The 21,052-nt window shown below is 41.1% G+C and carries 16 protein-coding genes; 11 read left to right on the forward strand and 5 right to left on the reverse strand.

What is annotated here, in order from left to right:
- The first annotated feature begins 338 nt into the window (after positions 1-338).
- The 4 genes from V7L29_RS16895 to V7L29_RS16910 are packed head-to-tail and all read left to right on the forward strand — an operon-like array spanning position 339 to position 2,699.
- Positions 339-791: a hypothetical protein gene (locus tag V7L29_RS16895; protein ID WP_334736213.1), complete on the forward strand. Its 453-nt coding sequence runs from the start codon at positions 339-341 to the stop codon at positions 789-791.
- The gene (locus tag V7L29_RS16900; RefSeq protein WP_334736214.1) at positions 784-1,998 is read left to right on the forward strand and encodes an Nramp family divalent metal transporter; all 1,215 of its coding nucleotides are present in this window, start codon (positions 784-786) and stop codon (positions 1,996-1,998) included. The genes V7L29_RS16895 and V7L29_RS16900 overlap by 8 nt, the downstream gene beginning before the upstream one ends.
- Positions 1,999-2,001: 3 nt before the next feature.
- Entirely contained in the window at positions 2,002-2,361 is a 360-nt protein-coding gene (locus V7L29_RS16905; RefSeq protein WP_334736215.1) for a hypothetical protein, read from the forward strand.
- The gene (locus tag V7L29_RS16910; protein WP_334688384.1) at positions 2,361-2,699 is read left to right on the forward strand and encodes a hypothetical protein; all 339 of its coding nucleotides are present in this window, start codon (positions 2,361-2,363) and stop codon (positions 2,697-2,699) included. Before V7L29_RS16905 ends, V7L29_RS16910 begins: the two co-directional genes overlap by 1 nt.
- A gap of 168 nt (positions 2,700-2,867) precedes the next feature.
- Here the strand turns inward: V7L29_RS16910 and V7L29_RS16915 are convergent, their stop codons facing one another.
- A complete protein-coding gene (locus V7L29_RS16915; RefSeq protein WP_334736216.1) occupies positions 2,868-3,881 on the reverse strand; it encodes a Vgb family protein in 1,014 nt (337 codons plus the stop codon).
- 348 nt (positions 3,882-4,229) lie between these two features.
- Here V7L29_RS16915 and V7L29_RS16920 point away from each other — a divergent pair, with 348 nt between their 5' ends.
- From V7L29_RS16920 to V7L29_RS16930, 3 genes are all read left to right on the forward strand, one after another.
- Positions 4,230-6,629: a glycoside hydrolase family 31 protein gene (locus tag V7L29_RS16920; protein WP_334736217.1), complete on the forward strand. Its 2,400-nt coding sequence runs from the start codon at positions 4,230-4,232 to the stop codon at positions 6,627-6,629.
- Between the two features lie 187 nt (positions 6,630-6,816).
- On the forward strand, positions 6,817-11,238 hold the full coding sequence (locus V7L29_RS16925) for a PAS domain S-box protein (RefSeq protein WP_334736218.1): 4,422 nt from the start codon (positions 6,817-6,819) through the stop codon (positions 11,236-11,238).
- Between the two features lie 356 nt (positions 11,239-11,594).
- The gene (locus V7L29_RS16930) at positions 11,595-12,206 is read left to right on the forward strand and encodes a helix-turn-helix transcriptional regulator (protein ID WP_334736219.1); all 612 of its coding nucleotides are present in this window, start codon (positions 11,595-11,597) and stop codon (positions 12,204-12,206) included.
- 404 nt (positions 12,207-12,610) lie between these two features.
- On the opposite strand, the gene V7L29_RS16935 is transcribed toward V7L29_RS16930, so the two are convergent.
- Positions 12,611-13,096: a DUF4168 domain-containing protein gene (locus tag V7L29_RS16935; protein ID WP_334736220.1), complete on the reverse strand. Its 486-nt coding sequence runs from the start codon at positions 13,094-13,096 to the stop codon at positions 12,611-12,613.
- 109 nt (positions 13,097-13,205) lie between these two features.
- Positions 13,206-14,195: a DNA polymerase III subunit delta gene (holA, locus tag V7L29_RS16940; protein WP_334736221.1), complete on the reverse strand. Its 990-nt coding sequence runs from the start codon at positions 14,193-14,195 to the stop codon at positions 13,206-13,208.
- Positions 14,196-14,457: 262 nt separating this feature from the next.
- Here holA and V7L29_RS16945 point away from each other — a divergent pair, with 262 nt between their 5' ends.
- Positions 14,458-15,246: a DUF1868 domain-containing protein gene (locus V7L29_RS16945; RefSeq protein WP_334688391.1), complete on the forward strand. Its 789-nt coding sequence runs from the start codon at positions 14,458-14,460 to the stop codon at positions 15,244-15,246.
- Positions 15,247-15,464: 218 nt separating this feature from the next.
- On the opposite strand, the gene V7L29_RS16950 is transcribed toward V7L29_RS16945, so the two are convergent.
- Entirely contained in the window at positions 15,465-16,250 is a 786-nt protein-coding gene (locus V7L29_RS16950) for an RDD family protein (RefSeq protein ID WP_334736222.1), read from the reverse strand.
- A gap of 45 nt (positions 16,251-16,295) precedes the next feature.
- Positions 16,296-17,141: a hypothetical protein gene (locus V7L29_RS16955; RefSeq protein WP_334736223.1), complete on the reverse strand. Its 846-nt coding sequence runs from the start codon at positions 17,139-17,141 to the stop codon at positions 16,296-16,298.
- Between the two features lie 80 nt (positions 17,142-17,221).
- Here V7L29_RS16955 and V7L29_RS16960 point away from each other — a divergent pair, with 80 nt between their 5' ends.
- The 3 genes from V7L29_RS16960 (at position 17,222) to pstC (ending at position 21,051) form a co-directional block, all read left to right on the forward strand.
- On the forward strand, positions 17,222-18,175 hold the full coding sequence (locus V7L29_RS16960) for a stage II sporulation protein M (RefSeq protein WP_334688394.1): 954 nt from the start codon (positions 17,222-17,224) through the stop codon (positions 18,173-18,175).
- A gap of 652 nt (positions 18,176-18,827) precedes the next feature.
- Complete coding sequence (gene pstS, locus V7L29_RS16965; RefSeq protein WP_334688395.1) at positions 18,828-19,871, forward strand: phosphate ABC transporter substrate-binding protein PstS; 1,044 nt, start codon at positions 18,828-18,830, stop codon at positions 19,869-19,871.
- A gap of 178 nt (positions 19,872-20,049) precedes the next feature.
- Positions 20,050-21,051: a phosphate ABC transporter permease subunit PstC gene (gene pstC, locus V7L29_RS16970; protein ID WP_334736224.1), complete on the forward strand. Its 1,002-nt coding sequence runs from the start codon at positions 20,050-20,052 to the stop codon at positions 21,049-21,051.
- Position 21,052: the final 1 nt, after the last annotated feature.

Genomic DNA, 21,052 nt, shown 5'->3' on the forward strand with positions numbered 1-21,052 from the left:
CAGCTTGTCCTTGTGTAAGCCTAGACTATTATTTATAAATCAAGTATTTCCACCATGATAAACATTAAAAATATACTTTTTTGGGGATGAAGTAGCCAAAAAATATCCGATTAAAATAATTTAGATTATTCTAGAATTTTTTAAATTTTAATCTCCCATAAATTCTCAATTAAATCATTATCAATATTAGTGAAGCTGATTTACGTTACTAAAATGTATTTTAATTAAAAAATATTAAATTTAAACTAGTATCTGCTAAAATCTTTTGCTAGAGAAATGTATACCGTCGTCAAAATAATGACAAAAATATACTTATGTTGGCTATGGAGGGTCTAGAAATGCCAGAGCCTAGTAAATTGGCATCTGTAATTAATTGTTTATTAATACTGACATTGTTAGCCTCTTGCAGTGGTAAAACGTCCGCAGAAGATATGGACAAAGAAACACAAAGTGTATTTTCTTGGATAGCAACAGCAAATATGGTTGGTAATGCCTGGATCCGCGATGTTGTGCCAAATAAATATGCTGAACAAACACTGAAAAAAGCTCAGGAAGAACTGCGAAAAGAAAAAGAGAAAATAGACGAAATAAAGTTATCTAAAGATGTAACTGAACATGATAAATCAGTGCTATTAGCTGAAATTTTACAGTTAGCAAATAAAACAGAGGAAATGTCCAAGGCTGTGGCACAAAAGAATCGTTCATTGGTACAGCAAAAACTTGGAGAATTAGCAGCAGAAAAGCAAGCGTTAAGCAAGCTAAGAAAGGTAGTAGGACAAACGAATGAATAAAATTTTGGAAATCGCCCTTGGTATTGTTACCAGTATCGGCGGCTTTTTAGATGTAGGTGCGATCGCAACTGCTGCTGAAGCCGGCTCGGAATTTGGCTTTCAACTGATTTGGGCGATTATTCTCGGGACAATTTGTGTAATTTTCTTAGTAGAAATGTCTGGTCGTTTGGCAGCAGTCAGCAAACATACGTTAGCTGCGGCAGTGCGGGAACGTTTTGGGTTCAACTTTTATATCATTCCCCTAGTTGCAGAAGTTGTTGTTGATTTTCTAATTTTAGGATCTGAAATTGGTGGTGTTTGTATTGCTTTGCAACTTATAACAGGCATTAGCTTTCAGTGGTATGCTCTACCTGTTGCCTTTGCAATTTGGTTAATACTTTGGTATGGCAGCTTTGGTCTCATTGAAAATGGTATTTCCGTATTAGGATTAATTACACTAGTATTTGTCGTCGCCACGTTCAAATTACATCCATCATTGACACAAATTGGTACTGGTTTATTGCCAACTTTGCCACAAGAAGACACCGTACATTATTTATTCCTTGCAGTTGGCATCTTGGGTGCGATAATTAGCCCTTACCTGTTTTATTTCTACTCATCTGGTGCAGTGGAAGATAAATGGGATGAAGAGCATATTGGTGTGAATCGCGCCATCGCTGGTTTGGGGATGGGCTTTGGCAGCGTTGTCTCGCTGGGGGTGTTGATTGTAGCAACATTGGTACTCAAACCTAGAGGCATCCAGGTTGATAGCTACGAACAGGCGGCGCTGATGTTAACGGAACCTTTGGGTTATTGGGGTTTTATTCTATTTGCAGCATCTTTGGGCATTGCCTGTTTCGGTGCAGCATTAGAAGTAAGTCTTGATACTGCGTATGACGTTGCTCAAGCCTTTGGTTGGAATTGGGGCGAAAGTCTTAAAGCAAAAGATGCCGCACGCTTTAGTTTAATTTACACCGTATTTGTCTTTCTTGCCTCGTTGTTGATGGTATTTGGTATCGACCCATTGCAATTAACTTTGTTTTCAATGGCAATTACAGCAGTGATTTTGCCGCCTGTGATCATACCATTTCTAGTTTTAATGAACGATGAATCTTATGTTGGTAAGTATCGCAACGGCTGGATTAGTAATAGTGTTGTCATTTTTACAATTGCGCTGACATTTGTGCTAGCGATCGTTGCTATTCCACTGGAAATTATTGGAGGATAGGAAATGGATATTATTAGAGATGTCCTTGATAACCAATTAGTTGACCGCAATCAACGCAAAATGGGTAAAGTCGATGGCGTAGTGATAGAGTTGCAAGATGGCGAACCACCACGACTTGCTTATATTGAAGTAGGAGTGACAACCCTTGCCAAACGGCTAAATCCGCGTTTGGCACATTTGGTAGCAACAATTGCAAGTAAATGGGGTGCTAAACAAAGTCAACCGTTTCGGATTCCCTGGTCAAAAGTGCGGGATATTGGTATTGATGTCGAAGTCGATGTTGAAGCTGAAGCAACACCAGCCTTAAGCTATGAAAAATGGCTGCGCGATCATATCATCGCCCTAATTCCAGGAGGGAGATAATGGCAGTTCGTGAAATTCATTTAGAACTACTACTAGGTAAATCAGTATTAGACTCAACTGGTAAAGCCATCGGACGCATTGAGGAAGTACGTGCCGAACAACTAGGCGAAGAATGGATTGTTAAAGAATATCTTATCGGCTATGCTGCGGTGTTAGAACGGTTATCCGCTTGGACAATTGGGTTAGGAATTTTGCATCTACTGGGGGCGCACAAAATCTATGGTAATTATACAGTACCTTGGGACAAGCTAGATTTGACTGACCTTGACAAGCCTCGTTTACGTTGCAGTCTAGATACATTAAAGTCATTAAACGAGCAGCCGCAGGATATAGAGTAACTTCACTTGAAGGAGGCAGAAGTATGATGTCAAAATAATTCGTAATTGATAATGACGCTCTCTGGGAGACCTGTGCATAGCTTGCTTAAGACTAGAGGTATGCGGACTCGCTTTGCGTGGCGCTTACGCAATTCGTAATTATTACCTTCTCTTAAGCAAGCTAGATTTTTATGGTGTGGCTTTCTGCTTACGACTAAGTACCTTACTTACTCCTAGCATAGCACCAACCACCAATACAGCTAGATCCATTCTAGGTTCAGGAACAACAGTGCTGTCTTCAGTGAAAGCCAAAAAGCCAGCCCCATTCAACCCACCTCTACTGGCAGGGACAAAGGTGTCAATAAAAGCTCCTGTCTTGCCGTCGTAACGCAACACATTGTTACTATTTAAGCCACTAAGGTAGAGGTTGCCGTCGGGACCGAAGATTGGCTTGACAGGATTATTGAGTCCGCCACTGCCAACCGGGACAAAAGTGTCGATAAAGGCTCCTGTCTTACCGTTAAAGCGCGAAATATTATTATTCAAGTTAGCGACGTAGAGATTGCCGTCTGGTCCAAAGGTCAAGCCACCAGGTTCTGACCCTTTTTGCTCTGTTGCAAAAGTGTCGATAAAAGCTCCGGTTTGCCCATTGTACCTTAAAATACTATCAGTAAGAGCACTACTGACGTAGAGGTTTCCGTCTGAACCAAAGCTCAAACTAAAAGGCGCACTGAGTCCGCCGCTACCTGATGGGACAAAAGTGTCGATAAATGCTCCTGTTTGCCCGTTGTAGCGTAGAACACTATTACTAGTGCGACTGTTAATACTGGTAACGTAGAGATTGCTGTCAGGTCCAAAAACTAAGTCCTCAGGTGTATCTAGTCCACCACTACCAGAAGGAACAAAGGTACTAATGAATTTCCCTGTTTTTCCGTCGTAACGTTGGACGCTACCGCTCAAAATACTACTAACATAGAGATTTTTATCGGGTCCAATAGTTAAACCAGTTGCTCCCTTTAGTCCGCCACTACCGGAAGGAACGAAGTCATCAATGAATTCTCCCGTTTTTTCGTCATAGCGCAGAACGGAGTTATTATAATAACTCCCGACTAAAAGTGCTGCGTTAGCTCTTGGGGCTATCCATCCTACCAAGACAAAGCTGATCAGTGGGAGGCTGATCTGACAAAAATTGAAAAATCTCATAATTTTGTTAGCTAACACAACCATAATTACTTAGTACAGTTAATCATAAATTTGTAGCCTATCCTTGTTGGTTCTTAACTTTGGTTGTAAGCAAAAGTAATTTAGATGCGTTTGCCCTGCCCTGCTTTCCCTGCATCCCCTGCTCTGGCTGCCTCAACTGATAAATTTCCACAAAGCCAAGCCTATTGGTATTTAGTGTGGTAACAATAACTTGTGCATTCTAAAAACCATTCTTGGTAAAAAATATCTCCTAATCTTTTAGCCAACTTCTAGCGAAAGAAAGAGTTTCAGGCTGAGTATCTCTGTAATCATGAATGCGGACAAGTATTAATCTGCTGAATAACTGATATGCCGCAATATTTCGGAAAACTACCTACTACTAACCAACCTTGGACAACAGTTAGCAATGTAAAAGCTGTAACCTGGGACAATAATATTATTAATTTTGACTGTGGCGACTCACGCCTTACCATCAGCGTACTTGCTCCCAATTTAATCCGCGTGCGTTTGGCACTGACTGGGGAATTTATACCCCGCCGTTCTTGGGCAGTAACGCTGGATGATGCAGAATGGGCGACAACACCTTTTGCAGTCCGGGAAACTGAAGCAACAGTAGAAATTGAGACAGCACAGATTCGTGTGTGCGTCCAGCGAGAAAAGTGTCGCATCGCCTGTTTCGACAAAGCTAATCGTCCCTTTGCCCAAGATGCAGAGATGGGTATAGGTTGGCGGATGGGCGCAGTTGCAGGATGGAAACAAATTGCAGCCGATGAACATTTCTATGGCTTTGGTGAACGCACAGGCTTTCTGGATAAACTCAGCCAAGTAAAAACCAACTGGACAACGGATTCTTTAGATTATGATGCATTGACTGATGAAATGTACCAGGCAATTCCATTTTTTATGGCTTTGCGCCCAGAGGTCAGCTATGGCATCTTTTTCAATACCACTTTTTGGAGTCAGTTCGATATCGGTGCTGAACAACCAGGTATTTGGAAGATGGAAACTCGTGGCGGTGAATTGGATTATTACATTATTTACGGCCCCGAACCAGCCCAAATCCTGGACACATATACTCAGCTAACTGGGAGAATGCCATTACCGCCGAAATGGGCGCTAGGTTATCATCAATGTCGCTGGAGTTACGAATCAGAAACCGTTGTGCGAGAACTAGCAAAGGAATTTCGCCAGCGTCGCATTCCCTGCGATGTCATCCACTTGGATATTGACTATATGCGGGGTTATCGGGTATTTACCTGGAGTCCACAGCGTTTCCCCAACGCGGCAAAACTTATTAGTGATTTAGCAGAGGATGGTTTCAAAACAGTCACAATTATTGATCCTGGTGTAAAGTATGAACCAGAAGGCAATTATCACGTTTTTGACCAAGGATTAGAAAACGACTATTTTGTGCGTAAAGTCGATGGTGCGTTGTTCCACGGCTACGTTTGGCCTGAGAAAGCTGTTTTTCCTGACTTTTTACGTCCTGACGTGTCTAACTGGTGGGCTGATTTACACAAAAGCTTAACTGATGTTGGTGTGGCAGGAATTTGGAATGATATGAATGAACCTGCCATTAATAATCGCCCCTTTGGCGATGAAGGTGAAAAAATTTGGTTTCCGCTAGATGCACCGCAGGGGGGAAGGGGAGCAGGGGGAGCAGGGGGAGAGGAGGAGAACTTTCAATCCAAAATCCAAAATCCGAAATCTAAAATTGATGTGACTCATACGGAAGTGCATAACTTGTATGGGTTGATGATGGCTAAAGCTTGCTATGAGGGGTTGCAACGGCATCGAAGCTCTGAGCGATCGTTTGTGTTAACGCGATCAGGTTATGCTGGTGTGCAACGCTGGTCTTCTGTGTGGATGGGAGATAACCAATCGTTGTGGGAGCATTTAGAAATGTCTCTACCGATGCTTTGCAATATGGGACTTTCGGGTGTGGGGTTTGTGGGTTGCGATATTGGCGGGTTTGCTGGTAACGCCACAGCTGAATTATTCGCTCGCTGGATGCAGGTAGGAATGCTCTACCCAATGATGCGCGGTCACTCAGCAATGTCTACTGCTCGTCATGAACCTTGGGTATTTGGCGATCGCGTTGAAAATATCTGTCGAGAATATATTAATCTACGTTATCAACTTCTTCCCTACATTTATAGTCTTTTCTGGGAAGCGGCAACAACGGGCGCACCGATTTTAAGACCATTATTGTACCATTTCCCCAACGATCCGAAAACCTATAGCCTCTACGATCAAGTATTGCTAGGTGCGTCGCTAATGGCTGCACCAATTTACCGCCCTGGAGTTGAGCATCGAGCTGTCTATTTACCCGCAGGCACTTGGTATAATTGGTGGAGTGGTGAGCGTTATCAAGGCCCGATTCACATTCTTGCTCATGCACCACTAGAAAGAATGCCACTGTATGTCCGTAGTGGTGCGATCGTTCCCATGCAACCTGTCAGGCAATACGTTGATCAAGCCCCACTTGATGAGATCCGATTACGGATTTGGCCTGGTAATAACGAATATCAGCTATTTGAAGATGATGGACAGACAAACGAGTATCAAGATAAGTATTTTTCGCTAACAAATATAAGCGTATTTACAGAAGCAAACCAAATAGTAGTGGAAATTGGAGCAAGAGTTGGGGAATGGACACCTCCAGCGCGTGAAGTGACTGTAGAACTTGTTGGCGTTGGAGAGCAACGTTTTCAAGATGATGGTAAGCGACATACTCTGCAATTTTGAAGTACTCGCAAAGGTGGTTTTTTGAGCCACCATTATTTCCTACTCTAAATTGTGCAACGAAAAATATGCATAGAGGTAGATGAAAAGCAAGTCAAGGGGTAACATACAATACAAAAGATAGAAATGATTAAACCGTAAGAAATACGTAAGTTTACTACGCTAGATAGATGCGGTTAGAGAACACCCAATGTTAAATATTAACCGCTTGCAGCTGCAAGATATATCTAAAATCCTTACAAATTCACTTGTGGCAAAAGTCGCAAGTGCGATCGCTGTTTTTGTTGGCAGCTTGGTACTAGTTGGCTGGTGGCTTGGCATTGAAGTTCTCAAACGCGGCTTCGCTGGTAGTCCTGCCACAATGAAAGTGAACACAGCGCTGTGTTTTGTGCTGTGTGGTGTGTCGCTATGGCTATTTTTAAAAGCAGGGGAAAACAATTTAAAATCACCGAAGTTCAGATCGCTGGAAGGGCACCAAAGGTGCGACTCAAAATTATTTCCCCACTTCCCTACTCTTCTAATTTCTAACGTCTGTGCAATAGCTGTCACCATAATTGCTGCGCTCACACTCTGTGAATATCTGTTTAGCTGGAATTTCGGCATTGACGAGCTACTGTTTCGTGATTCGCTAACTAGTATAGCGACATCGCATTCAGGGCGAATGGGAGTGAACACAGCAGTGAACTTTATGCTGGTCAGCGTCGCTCTACAGTTTCTGGTTCATCCAAAAACCCACCGCAGTTATTGGTATGCCCAGATTATCGCTCTGATCGTTATTTTAATTTCCTTTCAGGCGCTCATGGGCTATGCCTATAAAGTAAAAGTTCTCTACGGACTTGCCCCTTATACAACATCAATGGCCTTACACACAGCAGTGTTGTTCCTCTTATTAAGTATGGGCATTCTGTGGGCGCGGGCAGAACAGGGGTTAATGAGAGTAGTTACAAGTGATACCGACGGCGGCTTACTTGCACGTCGTTTATTAATTGCCGCGATCGCAGTACCTTCTATATTGGGGTGGCTCATTGTTGAAGGTCAACGAGCAGGACAATACGATCTGGCATTTGCAGTATCGGTGTTTGCGATCGTCCTGATTGTGATTTTTACTATTCTGATTTGGCAAAGTGCGGCGGTTATTGAACGCCTTAGCCATCAACGCGACCTTGCCCAAGAAGCACTGAGAACCTACGAAGCTAAACTGGGGAGTTTCGTAGATGCTAATGTCATCGGTATTCTGTTTGGCGACGTATATGGCGGTATCCAGCAGGCAAACGACGAATTCTTGAGGATGATTGGTTACACGCCGGAGGATTTGTTAACAGGTAGATTAAGTTGGCGCAATATCACACCACCAGAGTATCTATACTTGGATGAGCAAGGTGTCGCTGAAGCAAAGGGAAGCACCAACGCTGCTTGTACGCCCTACGAGAAAGAATATATTCGCAAGGATGGTAGCCGCATCCCGGTTTTAGTTGGTTACGTGCTGCTAGGAGAAAATCGGGAAGAGTCAGTAGCGTTTATCCTTGACTTGAGCGAACGCAAGCATGCAGAAGCAGAGCAACAAAAATTAGTATCGCTGGTAGAAAATAGCTCTGACTTTATCGGCATCGCCACCCTTGAGGGTCAATTACTCTACATAAATGATGCAGGTCAAAAGCTGGTAGGGCTTGCCAGCCTTGATCAAGTCAGGCAAAAGGCAGTATTAGATTACGTCATGCCCAAAGACAAAGCCTATTTTCAAGAACATATACTGCCGACTGTGCTATTACAAGGGCGCTGGCAGGGAGAATTCTGCTTTTGCCACCTCCAAACAGGTCAACCGATACCAGTTGATTACAACATCTTCACTGTTACAGATAACAGCACAGGTCAGCCAATTGCCTTAGCAACTGTGACTCGCAACATCAGCGAACAAAAGCAAGCCAAAGAACAAATCTTACAACTAAACAAGGATCTACAACGCCGCATTACTGAGTTACAAACTTTGTTAGAAGTAATTCCCATTGGAATTGGCATTGCCAAAGATTCAAAATGCCAAAATATCAAGGTCAACCCTGCTTTTGCCAAGCAGTTGGGGATATCGTCAGATACAAATGCCTCCCTCAACGCTCCCAGTCACGAAAAACCGACAAGCTTTAAATTCTACCGAGAAGGGAAGGAACTCTCAGCAGAGGAACTCCCAATGCAATACTCTGCAACTCATGGTGTTGAAGTTCTGGATTGTGAACTCGATGTCGTTCATGAAAATGGAAAAATTGTCAACCTGTTGGAGTCCGTTGCACCCCTGTTTGACGAAGAGGGTAAAACCAGAGGAAGCGTTGGTGTATTTTTAGATATTACGGAGCGCAAACAGGCAGAGGAAGTACTCCTAAAACAGCAAAAATGGCTAGAAGATGTGTTAAATCTGATGCCAAGACCCTTGTTGTTTATTGAACCAGGAACGGCGCGGGTAACTTTTGCCAATCGCTCTGCTGACGAATTAGCTGGGGGGGAATTTCCCAAAGGTGTACCAGCCGCAGATTATCACACAGTTTACCACTACACGAATGCGGCTGGCGATCGCATTCCCAATGAGCAAATGCCAGGAGTGCGAGTTGCCCTTGGCGAACGCCTGAATGGATTGGAGCTAGACTGGCACACTCTTGCTGGTGTGCGTTCTCTACTGGTATTTGCTGATACTCTGCCAGCAATGCATGGTCATCCGGCTACCTGTATCTTGGTGTTCCAAGAAATCAGCAACCTTAAGAAGGCACAAAAAGCACTCTCGTTAGGTTACAAAAGGCTAAATCTACTATTTGATACAGCCAACGATTTATTATCAAGCCAGCAACCAGTAATACTAATCGATAGCGTCTACCAAAAACTAAAAGACCAAATTGGTTTAGATGTTTACTTTAACTATTTGGCTGAGGATAACTCTCAAGTAATGCGGTTGCGGTCTTACAGTGGCATTTCCCAGCAGATGGCTAAGGAAATTGAATGTTTGGCATTTGGTGAAGCGGTTTGTGGTCATGTAGCGCTCTCACGCCATCCCATAGCTGTAGAGAATGTGCAGCAATCCACTGAAGAGAAAACAGAATTGATTCGCTCTTTAGGCATTAATGCTTATTATGCATACCCATTGATTGCTCAAGGACGACTGTTGGGTACTCTTTCTTTTGGTAGCCGCACTCGGTTAAGCTTCACCGACAATCAAAAGGGGATGATGCAAGCAGTATGCGACCAAATAGCGATCGCAATGGAACGGGCTAGTTTAATTGCTTCTTTGCAACAACAAACTGAGCAGTTGCAAGAAGCCAACCGGATGAAGGATGAATTTTTAGGGATATTGTCCCATGAATTGCGATCGCCCCTCAATGCCATCCTTGCCTGGGCGCAATTACTGCAACGAAGCAAGCTCAGTGAAACTCAAATGGCTAGGGCTACGGAGACAATTGAGCGGAATGCGAAAGCGCAAACCCAGCTAATTGAAGACCTGCTGGATATATCGCGGATGATTAGAGGTAAGTTACGCCTCAATGTCCGTACTTGTAATTTGGTTGGGATAATTGAGTCAGCCATCGAGACTGTTAGTCTAGCCGCCCAGTCCAAGGAAATCGATTTGAGATTTTCCTTGATTCCCTCAAAAGAAACGCGAAATGCGCCACCCGGGATACTCCCCGTGGTTAGTTTCGCGCCAAATTCCGATTGGGGATTAGGAATCAATCACGAAAATCTAGAATCTCCAGAAGCACAATCCCAAACCAGTCAACACTTAGAGGACAGCAAGCTTGGCGAAAATTCTCAATTCTTAGTTTCCGGTGATTTTGATCGCTTGCAACAAATCATCTGGAATTTGCTATCCAATGCCATCAAATTCACACCCGTAGGAGGACGGGTAGAGGTGCAATTGTCAGTAGTCACTGGCTCAGAAAAACAACAGACAACGGATAAATATACCCAAATTCAGGTGATTGATACAGGCATTGGTATCAGTCCTGACTTTCTTCCTTACGTCTTTGATCGCTTTCGTCAAGCTGATAGTTCTAGCACTAGAACCTATGGGGGATTAGGACTAGGATTAGCGATCGTCAGTCATTTAGTAGAATTACATGGCGGTACTATCCACGCAAATAGTCCAGGTGAACAGCAAGGAGCAACGTTTACAGTCAAACTACCACTTCTGAAGAACCCGCCCCTTTCTGATTTTGCCTCTTTGCTTTTCTCTCCCTCTCCCCCTCTACCCCTCTCCCTCTTGGGCGTGCGCGTGCTGGTTGTAGATGACCAAATCGATACCCGTGAATTCATCACCACAGTCCTTGAACAGTGCCAAGCCGAAGTTAAAGCAGTAGCATCAGTTCCAGAAGCATTGCAGGTAATTACACAATGGAAACCAGATGTTTTAGTCAGTGACATCGGTATACCCCAAGAGGATGGTTATTCTTTGATCCGCAAAGTGCGATCGCAACCACCAGAACTAGGAGGAAATATTCCCGCAGCAGCGTTGACAGCTGATGCTAGGGCAGAGGATCGGATGCGAGCGATACAAGAAGGTTATCAGCTGCATTTACCTAAACCTATTGAAGCCGCTGAGTTAGTTACAGTAGTCGCCAGTCTTGTTGGACGGACTTAGAGAAATGGAGAATAGGAAATATAAGTTAAATTCTGTCCGATTCCCTTTTTCTTAATCTCAAAATTTATTTAAAATTCCAAATTTTTCTCAATTACCAAAAAACAGTTTTTTCTTGGCAATTTAGCGTAATTTGTGAATACCGTCATTATAAAAATATTTATGTGTATATTTTATTTAAATATCAATAATTACTATGTTTTGGGGCGATCGCTACTTAGTATAAGTTGCTTCTGGACGGAAATAATATCCGAAGCGTATTAAAGCGGCTTCCGAAATAGGCAATTTAGGAGTTGTATTGAAATTATGTAACCTAACTTAATTTAAGTAGGCTACATAAACTGTCACTTGAGTATTTTATGATCGCCCTAACAAAGACAGTAGTACAAACACTAGCTGAACCACAACAGCTAGATAGTATTGACTTACATGACTCGAAGCGAGCTGATTTTTTACAAGAAGTAATTGAAGGCTTAGAAGACGGTATATTAATTTTAAGCCAAACTGGCGAAGTAATTCATGCTAATGCATCTGCTCATCGCCTTTGTTGTCAATTCAATCAAGGCAATTTCAACCAAAATTTTCTACCACCAGCCATCTGGAATCTTTGTAAATCGTTACTTAGCAGTCGGGATTTTTTTTCTGATAAACTCATCATTCTGTCGGATGAGATTGTGCTTGATAAGTCAATTTTTTTTCGTATTAGGGTGAGACTGTTAGATTTAGATGGGTTTGAACTACCTTGCTTATTAGTGACTGTAGAAAACCAGTATGAGTCTATGAAAAATGTAGCACTCACTGAAGTTAAAAAATTTGACCTGACGCCACGAGAAGCTGAAATTTGGTTTCTCTATAAAAGCAACTACAGTTACAAAGAAATTGCTACTAAGCTTTATATCACCATAAACACAGTGAAAAAGCACATGAAAAATATTCATACCAAGCGCCAAGCATGTTTTGTAGTTGAATAGTAGTATTGCAATCAGAATTGATTTGTAAAATGCAAGTTGTTAACTGTATTTTTTCATCCAGTTGTTTGACAACTTGCTTGGGGTTATATCAGAAATAAAGCTAATCAACTAACAGAATAAGTAATGTCGAAATAATTCATAATTGATAATTCAAAATTACAATCAGTAGTAGCTCACTACTCTCCATTATCTTGTTGAACACTAAGTTTTTGATGAGCGTGTGGGCTACTATACAGTATTTTGAATTATGAATTATGAATTAGTAATTATTCGCTCAACCCAGTATGAAAACAAAGTTTTGCGTGGCGACTGAATGATTTTTATAATTCGCACGAGTTGTCACAAGCAAAATTGTGAAAAGTCAGAACAATCTATGGCTAGTGGAATTTTTATGTAAGTTTTAACTACCGAGACTCAGCAGGTTGTTGCAGGCGTAATAGGGCATCGGAAACCTGGCGCTTTAATAATATATTGTTATTTTGTAGTTCTATAGTAATTTTGTTGAACTGCTCAAAGCTCAAACCATTATCTTCAACAATTTTTCCAACGCGGGTACAGTAATTCACTGCAATATCTTGAGCCTTCTTGGGAAGACCATTGAAGCTGTTAGAATCGTTACAAACAATCTTGGGAATTTCTCCATTGCCAATAAGTTTTTTAATTTCTTCAAAGGCATTTTGACGGGCTGGCTCCATTGCTAGCACGGCTTGAGCATAGCTGGTGATTTCAGTATTGTTAACTATTGGCGGTGGAGTTTGACCATAAGCTTTTGAAGTCAATGAAAAAGCGTTGTAAATCACACCCACAGTAGCGATCGCGCCAAAAAAGAATGATTGGGAAAGGATTCGCTTTCGGCTATGTCGGGAAAATAAATCGGAAATTTTTTTCATATAGTGTATGGCACAAAACTACATCAGGGATATTATAAGGACTTTGAATTATTTTCAGAGTTGGAAGTTCCAGCAACTGCTCAATACATCAAACTTTTATATTTGATTGTCAATTTCCTCGGCATACTTGACAAAGTTCGATTATTTTAGTCTGGAGTGTTGAGATTTCTGATGCTCCTTGCTTAAGGCTTACTTCTAACTCCAGTAGTAGGGGTAAGCAAGAGATTAACTGTTGCACAGAAAGCAGCTTAATTTCTTGCTGTAAGAAGTAGATCCGTTTAGGATTACCGATATCAGTAGCAATAGCTATCGCTTGTTGATTGCGTTCACCACTTTCCATCATAATCTTCACCCATAACCAGGTGCGAAATTGTCCAATCAGTGTGGCAACTATCCGTAATCCTGGCTCGGAAGCATTGAGCAGATCCGCCAAAGTTGTCAAAGCTTTAGCCGTATCTCCTGTTCTGATTGCTGTTGCTAATTGTAAGCTATTTTGAGTAGTATTTCTTACTAACTTCGTAACGGTATCTGTGTCTAAAGGCTTATTGCTACCTTGAGCATATAGCCGCAATTTCTCTAACTCATTGTAGAGAAGGCGTGTATCATTTCCTACAGATTCTGCCAATAACTGGGCAGTATTGGCAGTCAGTTTCACGCCCACAGTCTGGGCTGCTTGATTAATAGATTGCACCAGCAATTCTGTTTTCCAAGGGGGAATGAGGGGAAATTCTCGGAATTCGGTAGCAAATTGTTTTAACAATTTCGTAGATTTGAGGCGTTCATCTGGTTTGTTCCAGCTGGTGAGCAATAAAAATGAGTTTTCGGGAATGACTGGTAGCGATCGCACCAGTTCTGCTAACACATTGTCTGGACAGTACTGGCAAAGAGTAGTATTTATCAGCCATACCAAGCGCCCACCAGCGCCAAAAGTGGGTGTCATGACCTGATTTAACCCCTGGATCGCAGCATCAGCTTGATCTGGGGGGAATGAAGTGTAGTTAAAACTTATCCATTGGGGATCGAGGACGCGATCGCGCAAAAGAGCGATCGCTTTTTCTATGGCAAAATCATCTTCACCCCAGTAAACATAGATTGGCATAGATAAACCTCTTATACCATTTCACTTTTAGGCAGCAGGGGAGCAGGAAGCAGGGGGAAAGAGTTAGAGATAAATCATTTGTATCAAGCATTTCGTGAAATGGTATTAGTAGATGGGGCATTGGGCATTGGTGAAGAGTTAATATTTATAACTCCTAACTCCCCACTCCTCACACCCAAAAACTAAATACTTTTTAAATGACTCTGCTAATCGGGATAATTTTCCCTAAAATCTATCAAGTGAGAGCATGAGGCTATGAAGATTGGACGACAACTATCAAACTTACTTAAATCGGTTAGCACGACTGACGCTGCCAGAAGCCTACAGATCCCAAGTCCAGCATATTCAGGAATCTTCTAAATTTCAGCCACATTCTGGGTTGAGACAAGCAGCGTCCTTTCCTGGCTATTCGCTAATTACCCTGCCGGCAGAAGAAGAATTACAAAACTCTGCTTTCTATGCCAAATTACAGACTTACCAACAGGAACTTTTACAGTTGCCTGTAAACCGTAATTTAATTGTACCTGTACCTCCTGCTAGCTTCCATCTGACTTTAGCGGATTTAATTTGGGACAGTGCTTACCTTGACGCCTGCGAAAAAAATCCCAAATTTGACCAGGAGTTACACTCTTGTTTAGCCGAAATATTTCAGCAATATCAACAATTGATGACAAATAGAAGTCATCCGATTCAATGGCAAATGCTGGGACTGATAGTGATGCCAAGAGCTGTGGCCGTTTGTTTAGTACCCCAAGATGAACGCTGCTACGAAGAAATTATTAAATTTCGCCGAACAATTTATCAAAATCCCAAGTTAATTGCTTTGGGTATTGAGCAGCATTATCACTTCACAGCCCATATTACATTAGCCTATTTTGGAGAGGTTTCATCTGACTTAGACCGTACAAGTTTCAGCACAATGCTTTCTCAATTGAATGAACAATGGCTATTGAATTTGCCAGAATTTGTGATCAATCGCGTCGAATTGCGAAAGTTTGACAATATGACACGCTATTATCGCCAACCAGACTGGCCGATTTTAGATTTTTAAGTAATTACTTAGTAGTTAGTAGTCAGTGGTTTCCACTTACTAACCACTGACTACTGATTATTAGTTATGTCTTCTTTAAAATGAAGCAATTGTCTAAAGTCAGTTAATAAAGGTATTGTAAATGCATTTTGGCTAAATTACTCATCAACTTTAGATAAATTTATTAAAATCCTGTCTATCTAAAAGCGATTGTCAATGCTCTAAATAAAATCTCCAGCCTAAAATTCCGGTTGTTGATAAACCAGATAAACAGCTTCTAAAAATACATCAGGTGTAACAGCTTCTGGCAAGTTTTCTAAATTAATAATAGCTTTAACTTGCTCGGCTAACTTTAGAGATAGTGATGCTCTTGCCTTTAACGACATTGCACCACGTCGCTGCAAATACTCACGAATCACTGCAAAATCATCGGGTAACAATTGTGATAAATCAGTAATTTTGATTAGCTGCTGATTGAGTACCTTAGCCTGTTCTGAAATTGTTAATGTCGCTGATGCAGTAGGTGTTTGGGCTTGAATCACAATTGTACCAGCTGCTAAATCACCTAAGCGCTTTTCTCGACGCCCCAACATAATTAAAAATGCGCCAATAAACAAAGTCTCATCAAAAGGTCGCAGTAAGGCACGTAGCGTTGCTTGTTGTAGCCCGATGAGTCTACCATCATCTCGAACTACGCGAATTTTAGCAAACCGTTTACCAGGAGTTTGCCCAAACCATAAGGTTTCAAAAAATACAAAATAGCTGATGTAAATTGCAAAAGCGATAATGAAGAAAATTGCTAATAACCAAAGTCCTAAACTCTGAGCATTCGTAAGAAAATCCTCAAAAAAATTGAACAGTTGCGTCGAAAAGATAGTCCAGATAAGTAAAAACACAAGCAAGGTCACAGTCAAGACTATATAGTCAATTAACAGTGCTAAAGCTCGATTGCCGATTCCCGCTAAAGTGAATTCCAACTCTACACTTTCTGGAGTCTGGAATGTGATGCGATTAAAAAAACGCATATTTTAACTAATTCAAAATTAATAGAGTTAAATTAAGGTGTTGAGTTAACGAAAATCTTGCGAGGGTGGTTCTCGTAACTGCAAACCTAGACCCTCACGTCGAGTACGCAAGTCCAAGTATAAAACAGCTTTTAGTGTTTGCCAGAATGGCATTACAAAAACTCCACCTACTAAACTGCCGATCCAAGAAATAAAATACACAATTCCATAGATAATAGAACCTTGCTCAAGCTTTAAGAGAAATAAGCTGGGTATATAGTTTAATACAAACACCAACGGCAGTGTAACTACAAAAGCAACTAAAACGACGCCTTGAATGCGAAGTACTGAAGCTTTAGTTAATTCCCAACTTCTCGCAACACTTTCGCTACCATTAATATTTTCCTCAACTGCTAGTGGTACTTCAGCTACTACCCAACGAGAGTAGAACCTGGTTAGTTCCAACAGCACAATTACTGTAACAATTATTACCGATGTAGTTGCGACTATAATGCCTGTACTACTACCGAATATCCGTCCTAATGCTACTCCCAGCAAGGTAGCCAAGATACCACCCGCGAACGCCAGTCCAAAATAAATTAAAAGCAAAGATATTCCTACTTGGAAACCAACTCTTAAAAATGACCACAGACGCGGATTAACATGGCTGCTAGCAGTTTGAACACTTTCAGGTTGGTAAATCAATTCTCCAAAAGCCAAGCGTGAAATTAGTCCAGAAATGGCTGCATATTTTGCCCAGCCATAGATCGGAACTATAATCCACAAGTGAGCAATTAAAGCCAGCTTCAAATAAGTCTTTAGATGAGAACGATACAACCGTACCGCAGCACTGACAACATTCCCTACACTTAGTGGTTGTATCTGACCGGGAGATCCAAAATTTTCAGACATAATGGCAAATTTCCCTTGAAACTACGGAGATGAATTTGAGGATATCTTAAGCTAAGTTAAACTCAGTGTTCCCGAAATTCATGAATATTCAACGTTGGATTGCGCGACGAGAACCGAATTGGCAGCGTTTGGATGCCCTATTAAGGCAGATAGAAAAAAAAGGGTTAAAGTCCTTACGGGCAGCTGAAATTAGAGAGTTAGCGAGTTTGTATCGTTCAGTAGCGGCAGATTTAGCTCGTGCCCGCACTCAGCAAATCGGCAATACTTTGATACAAAGTTTACAATCTTTAACAACTCGTGCATATACGCAGATTTACCAAGGTTCGCGGCGCCAGGAATGGCAGGCAATCCGAAAATTTTACAGTTGGGGATTACCATCTGTAGTTCAGAAAACATTTGCATATATTGCTGCGGCGACGGCGCTGTTTCTGGTGGGGACACTAGTGGCTTGGTGGTATTCCTGGCAAAACCCCAGCTTTATATCATTGATAGTACCTGAAAGCTTGATTACTAAGGTGCGAGATGAGCATAAATTGTGGATGGGGTCAATTGTCGGCGTTGAACCTCTAGCATCCAGCAGTATCATGATCAACAACCTGTCGGTGTCTTTTGGGGCTGTTGCTGGTGGCTTCACGGTTGGAGCATACACAGCTTATTTGATGGTATTTAATGGCTTATTGATTGGTGCTCTTAGCACTTTGGTTGCTCAAAATAATCTGGCTTATCCTTTTTGGGCGTTTGTGTTGCCGCATGGTTCCTTGGAATTACCCGCCATCTTTTTTGCTGGGGGTGCAGGATTTTTATTAGCAAGAGCAATTTTATTTCCTGGTAAATATCGCCGTGGGGATGCAGTGAAATTTTACGGTTATCAGGCAGTGCAGTTAGTATTTGGGATTGTACCAATGTTGATTATTGCTGGTGCGATCGAAGGCTTTTTTTCCCCTAATCCTAGCGTACCTGATGCAATTAAATATCTGGCAGGAATGGGATTGTTTGTACTTTTGGTGCTATATTGTAGCCGCAAGCAAAGATGAAAGAATTTAGATGGTGACGGATTGATAAATTTAAAAAATATTTTAGAATCAAGGAAATAATTTTCAGTTAAGACTTCACTGATTATGACTTAACTATGTGAAAAGGTAATATTTTTAGGTGGTTAAAGGTAACTCTGTAATAAATATTAATCGGATTAATTTAGCATTAATCTTTTAGCCCAAGAGTAACAGAAGACAACAATTTGTGTAGGTCTGGCTGTATATAAATCTGAAATTTTCCGTATAATGTCGTGATTTAGATATTATGCGGAAAGTTTCGAGGGGATAATGTCTAGCAGCATAAAAAGGCAACAATAATCGCCATTAAAACAAAAAATTAAGGTCTATCAATCAAAAATTTATTTATTTAATTGATAGTTTAGATTTTGTTAACTCCTAAAGTGATATTTTTGAAAGTGTGTTATTTACTCAATTTTAATTATTCAAACTAAGCTTAAACTTTTCCTCGGCATATTTTTGATAACTAATCTAGTCAATCAAAGACCAATATGCACAAAAATGTTTGAAAGTAATATTTAAACGTATTTTAATTGTTTGTTTATTACTTGTTAATTAAACTTTAACCATAAAAAATGTAACCTATTTAAAACTGAAGTTACAGCAGGAAAATATTCCTTTAATCAGAGGTAATATGATTTTTTCGACCATCATATTGAATCGTGTCGTTGCTACTTCAGTGGTGACAACTTCTGTTGCACTCAGTCCATTTTTTGGTGCGATCGCACAAGCTGAAACTCTCAATGGTGCAGGAGCAACTTTTCCGGCTCCGCTTTACGAACGCTATGCTCGTGAAGTGAAGAAGAAATATCCAGACTTGAAAATTAACTACCAAGCAATTGGTAGTGGCGGTGGTATTCGTCAAGTTACTGCTGGAACCGTTGACTTTGGTGGTAGTGATGCTGCAATGAAAGATGATGAAATCGCTAAAGTCCAGAACGGTGTAATCTTAGTACCCACAGCAGGCGGTGCCGTTTCTGTGGTTTACAATCTTCCAGGCGTTAATGATCTTAAATTGTCCCGCAGTACACTACCAGCAATTTTCTCAGGTCAAATTACTAAATGGAATGACGCAAAAATTAAAGCTGATAATCCAGGTGCTAATCTACCAAATCAATCAATTAAATTTGTTGTTCGCGCCGATGGTAGCGGTACAACTTTCATTTTTACTAACCACTTAAGTGCTACCAGTGGTTATTTTAAAGGCAGAGTTGGAACTAACACTGCTCCAAAATGGAATCTGCCAAATGTCCTCAAAGGCAAAGGCAACCCAGGCGTAGCTGCCTTAGTATCTCGTACTCCTGGTTCTATTGGTTATGTTGAATATGCCTACGCTATCAAAAACAATCTGAAATCAGCATTGGTACAAAATAAGAAAGGAGAATTTGTTGCTCCTTCTTTAGAATCTGCAAATGCAGCTTTGTCAACTGTCACTTTCCCAAACAACTACCGCGTTTTTATAGGAGATCCAGGACAAGGTTATCCGATTGTCGGTCTGACCTGGATTATGGTTTACAAACAGTATGCTAGTGCTTCTAAAGCTGATGCTATTAAGAAATGGATTAATTGGGTATTGAAAGACGGTCAACAATATAACGATGACCTCAACTACACCAAAATTCCATCTGATGTGGCAAATCGGGTGCTTCAGACAGTGAATAGCTCTGTCAAACCTTAATTTGCAATCTTTAGGACTTATGTAGAAGAGATCCCCCAACCCCCTTAAAAAGGAGACTTTTAAGATCCCCCCTTTTTAAGCAGGGTTAGGGGGATCATCTTACTACTTTCCTCTTCTAATAGGGTGAGTTAACAACTCAATCTATTAATAATAAAAAAATTGATTTTATTGATTTGTAATGGCAAATTCATCGCAACCAAGCGGCAGAAATTCATCACATGATTCAAATCTAGGCGATGAAAATTTCAATTTAACAGCTATCAGCGGCACAAATTTTTGGTTTGACCAAAGTTTTACATGGCTAGTATACTTTTTTGCCGTGATTACCGTTGCAGTGCTATTTTTGATGAGTTGGGTAATTTTACACGAAGCTCTACCAGCCATTAAGCAGTTTGGACTGGGATTTTTGTGGGGACAAGATTGGGATACAGGTAATCAGGTTTTTGGTGCATTACCCTATATTTATGGAACTTTGGTAAGTAGTGCGATCGCTATTTTATTCGCTGTCCCAGTGGGAATAGCAGTAGCCTTAGTTACGAGTGAAAATTTCTTACCTTCATCGCTACGAATCACCTTAGCATTTGTTGTTGAATTAATTGCAGCAATTCCCAGTGTCATTATTGGTTTGTGGACAATTTTTGTCTTTATTCCAGTTCTAGAACCTCTTCAAAAGTGGCTAGCCATCACTTTTAAATGGATACCACTGTTTAATACAGAAGATCCTTCTGGGACAAATATGTTGACTGCTGGAATTATTCTCGCCATTATGATTTTGCCCACAATGGCAGCAATTACTCGTGATGTCTTAATGGCTATCCCTAAAGAATTACGTAGTGCATCTATGGCTTTGGGTGGCACCCGTTGGGAAACAATTTTTCGGCTCTTGCTACCAGCAGGATTTTCTGGAATCGTCAGTGCAGCAATGCTCGCCTTAGGACGTGCTTTGGGTGAAACAATGGCTGTCACTATGGTGATTGGCAACTCTGCTCAAATCAGTGCTTCTTTACTCGATCCAGCTTATACAATTCCCTCTATATTAGCTAATGAATTTGCCGAAGCTGAACCGGGATTGCATATAGGCGCTTTAAGCTATTTGGCATTGATTTTGTTTGGGTTGACTCTAGTTGTAAATATTGGCGCTGTACTATTGATAAAGTGGGTTGGTAAGAAAAATAAATAAT

It is taken from the genome of Nostoc sp. (assembly GCF_036916575.1).
In the GTDB taxonomy this organism is placed as follows: Bacteria; Cyanobacteriota; Cyanobacteriia; order Cyanobacteriales; family Nostocaceae; genus Nostoc.

Coding starts and splice junctions, on each gene's coding strand:
- V7L29_RS16895 (WP_334736213.1), top strand. CDS start 339: ATGCCAGAGCCTAGTAAATTGGCATCTGTAATTAATTGTTTATTAATA.
- V7L29_RS16900 (WP_334736214.1), top strand. CDS start 784: ATGAATAAAATTTTGGAAATCGCCCTTGGTATTGTTACCAGTATCGGC.
- V7L29_RS16905 (WP_334736215.1), top strand. CDS start 2,002: ATGGATATTATTAGAGATGTCCTTGATAACCAATTAGTTGACCGCAAT.
- V7L29_RS16910 (WP_334688384.1), top strand. CDS start 2,361: ATGGCAGTTCGTGAAATTCATTTAGAACTACTACTAGGTAAATCAGTA.
- V7L29_RS16915 (WP_334736216.1), bottom strand. CDS start 3,881: ATGAGATTTTTCAATTTTTGTCAGATCAGCCTCCCACTGATCAGCTTT.
- V7L29_RS16920 (WP_334736217.1), top strand. CDS start 4,230: ATGCCGCAATATTTCGGAAAACTACCTACTACTAACCAACCTTGGACA.
- V7L29_RS16925 (WP_334736218.1), top strand. CDS start 6,817: ATGTTAAATATTAACCGCTTGCAGCTGCAAGATATATCTAAAATCCTT.
- V7L29_RS16930 (WP_334736219.1), top strand. CDS start 11,595: ATGATCGCCCTAACAAAGACAGTAGTACAAACACTAGCTGAACCACAA.
- V7L29_RS16935 (WP_334736220.1), bottom strand. CDS start 13,096: ATGAAAAAAATTTCCGATTTATTTTCCCGACATAGCCGAAAGCGAATC.
- holA (WP_334736221.1), bottom strand. CDS start 14,195: ATGCCAATCTATGTTTACTGGGGTGAAGATGATTTTGCCATAGAAAAA.
- V7L29_RS16950 (WP_334736222.1), bottom strand. CDS start 16,250: ATGCGTTTTTTTAATCGCATCACATTCCAGACTCCAGAAAGTGTAGAG.
- V7L29_RS16955 (WP_334736223.1), bottom strand. CDS start 17,141: ATGTCTGAAAATTTTGGATCTCCCGGTCAGATACAACCACTAAGTGTA.
- V7L29_RS16960 (WP_334688394.1), top strand. CDS start 17,222: ATGAATATTCAACGTTGGATTGCGCGACGAGAACCGAATTGGCAGCGT.
- pstS (WP_334688395.1), top strand. CDS start 18,828: ATGATTTTTTCGACCATCATATTGAATCGTGTCGTTGCTACTTCAGTG.
- pstC (WP_334736224.1), top strand. CDS start 20,050: ATGGCAAATTCATCGCAACCAAGCGGCAGAAATTCATCACATGATTCA.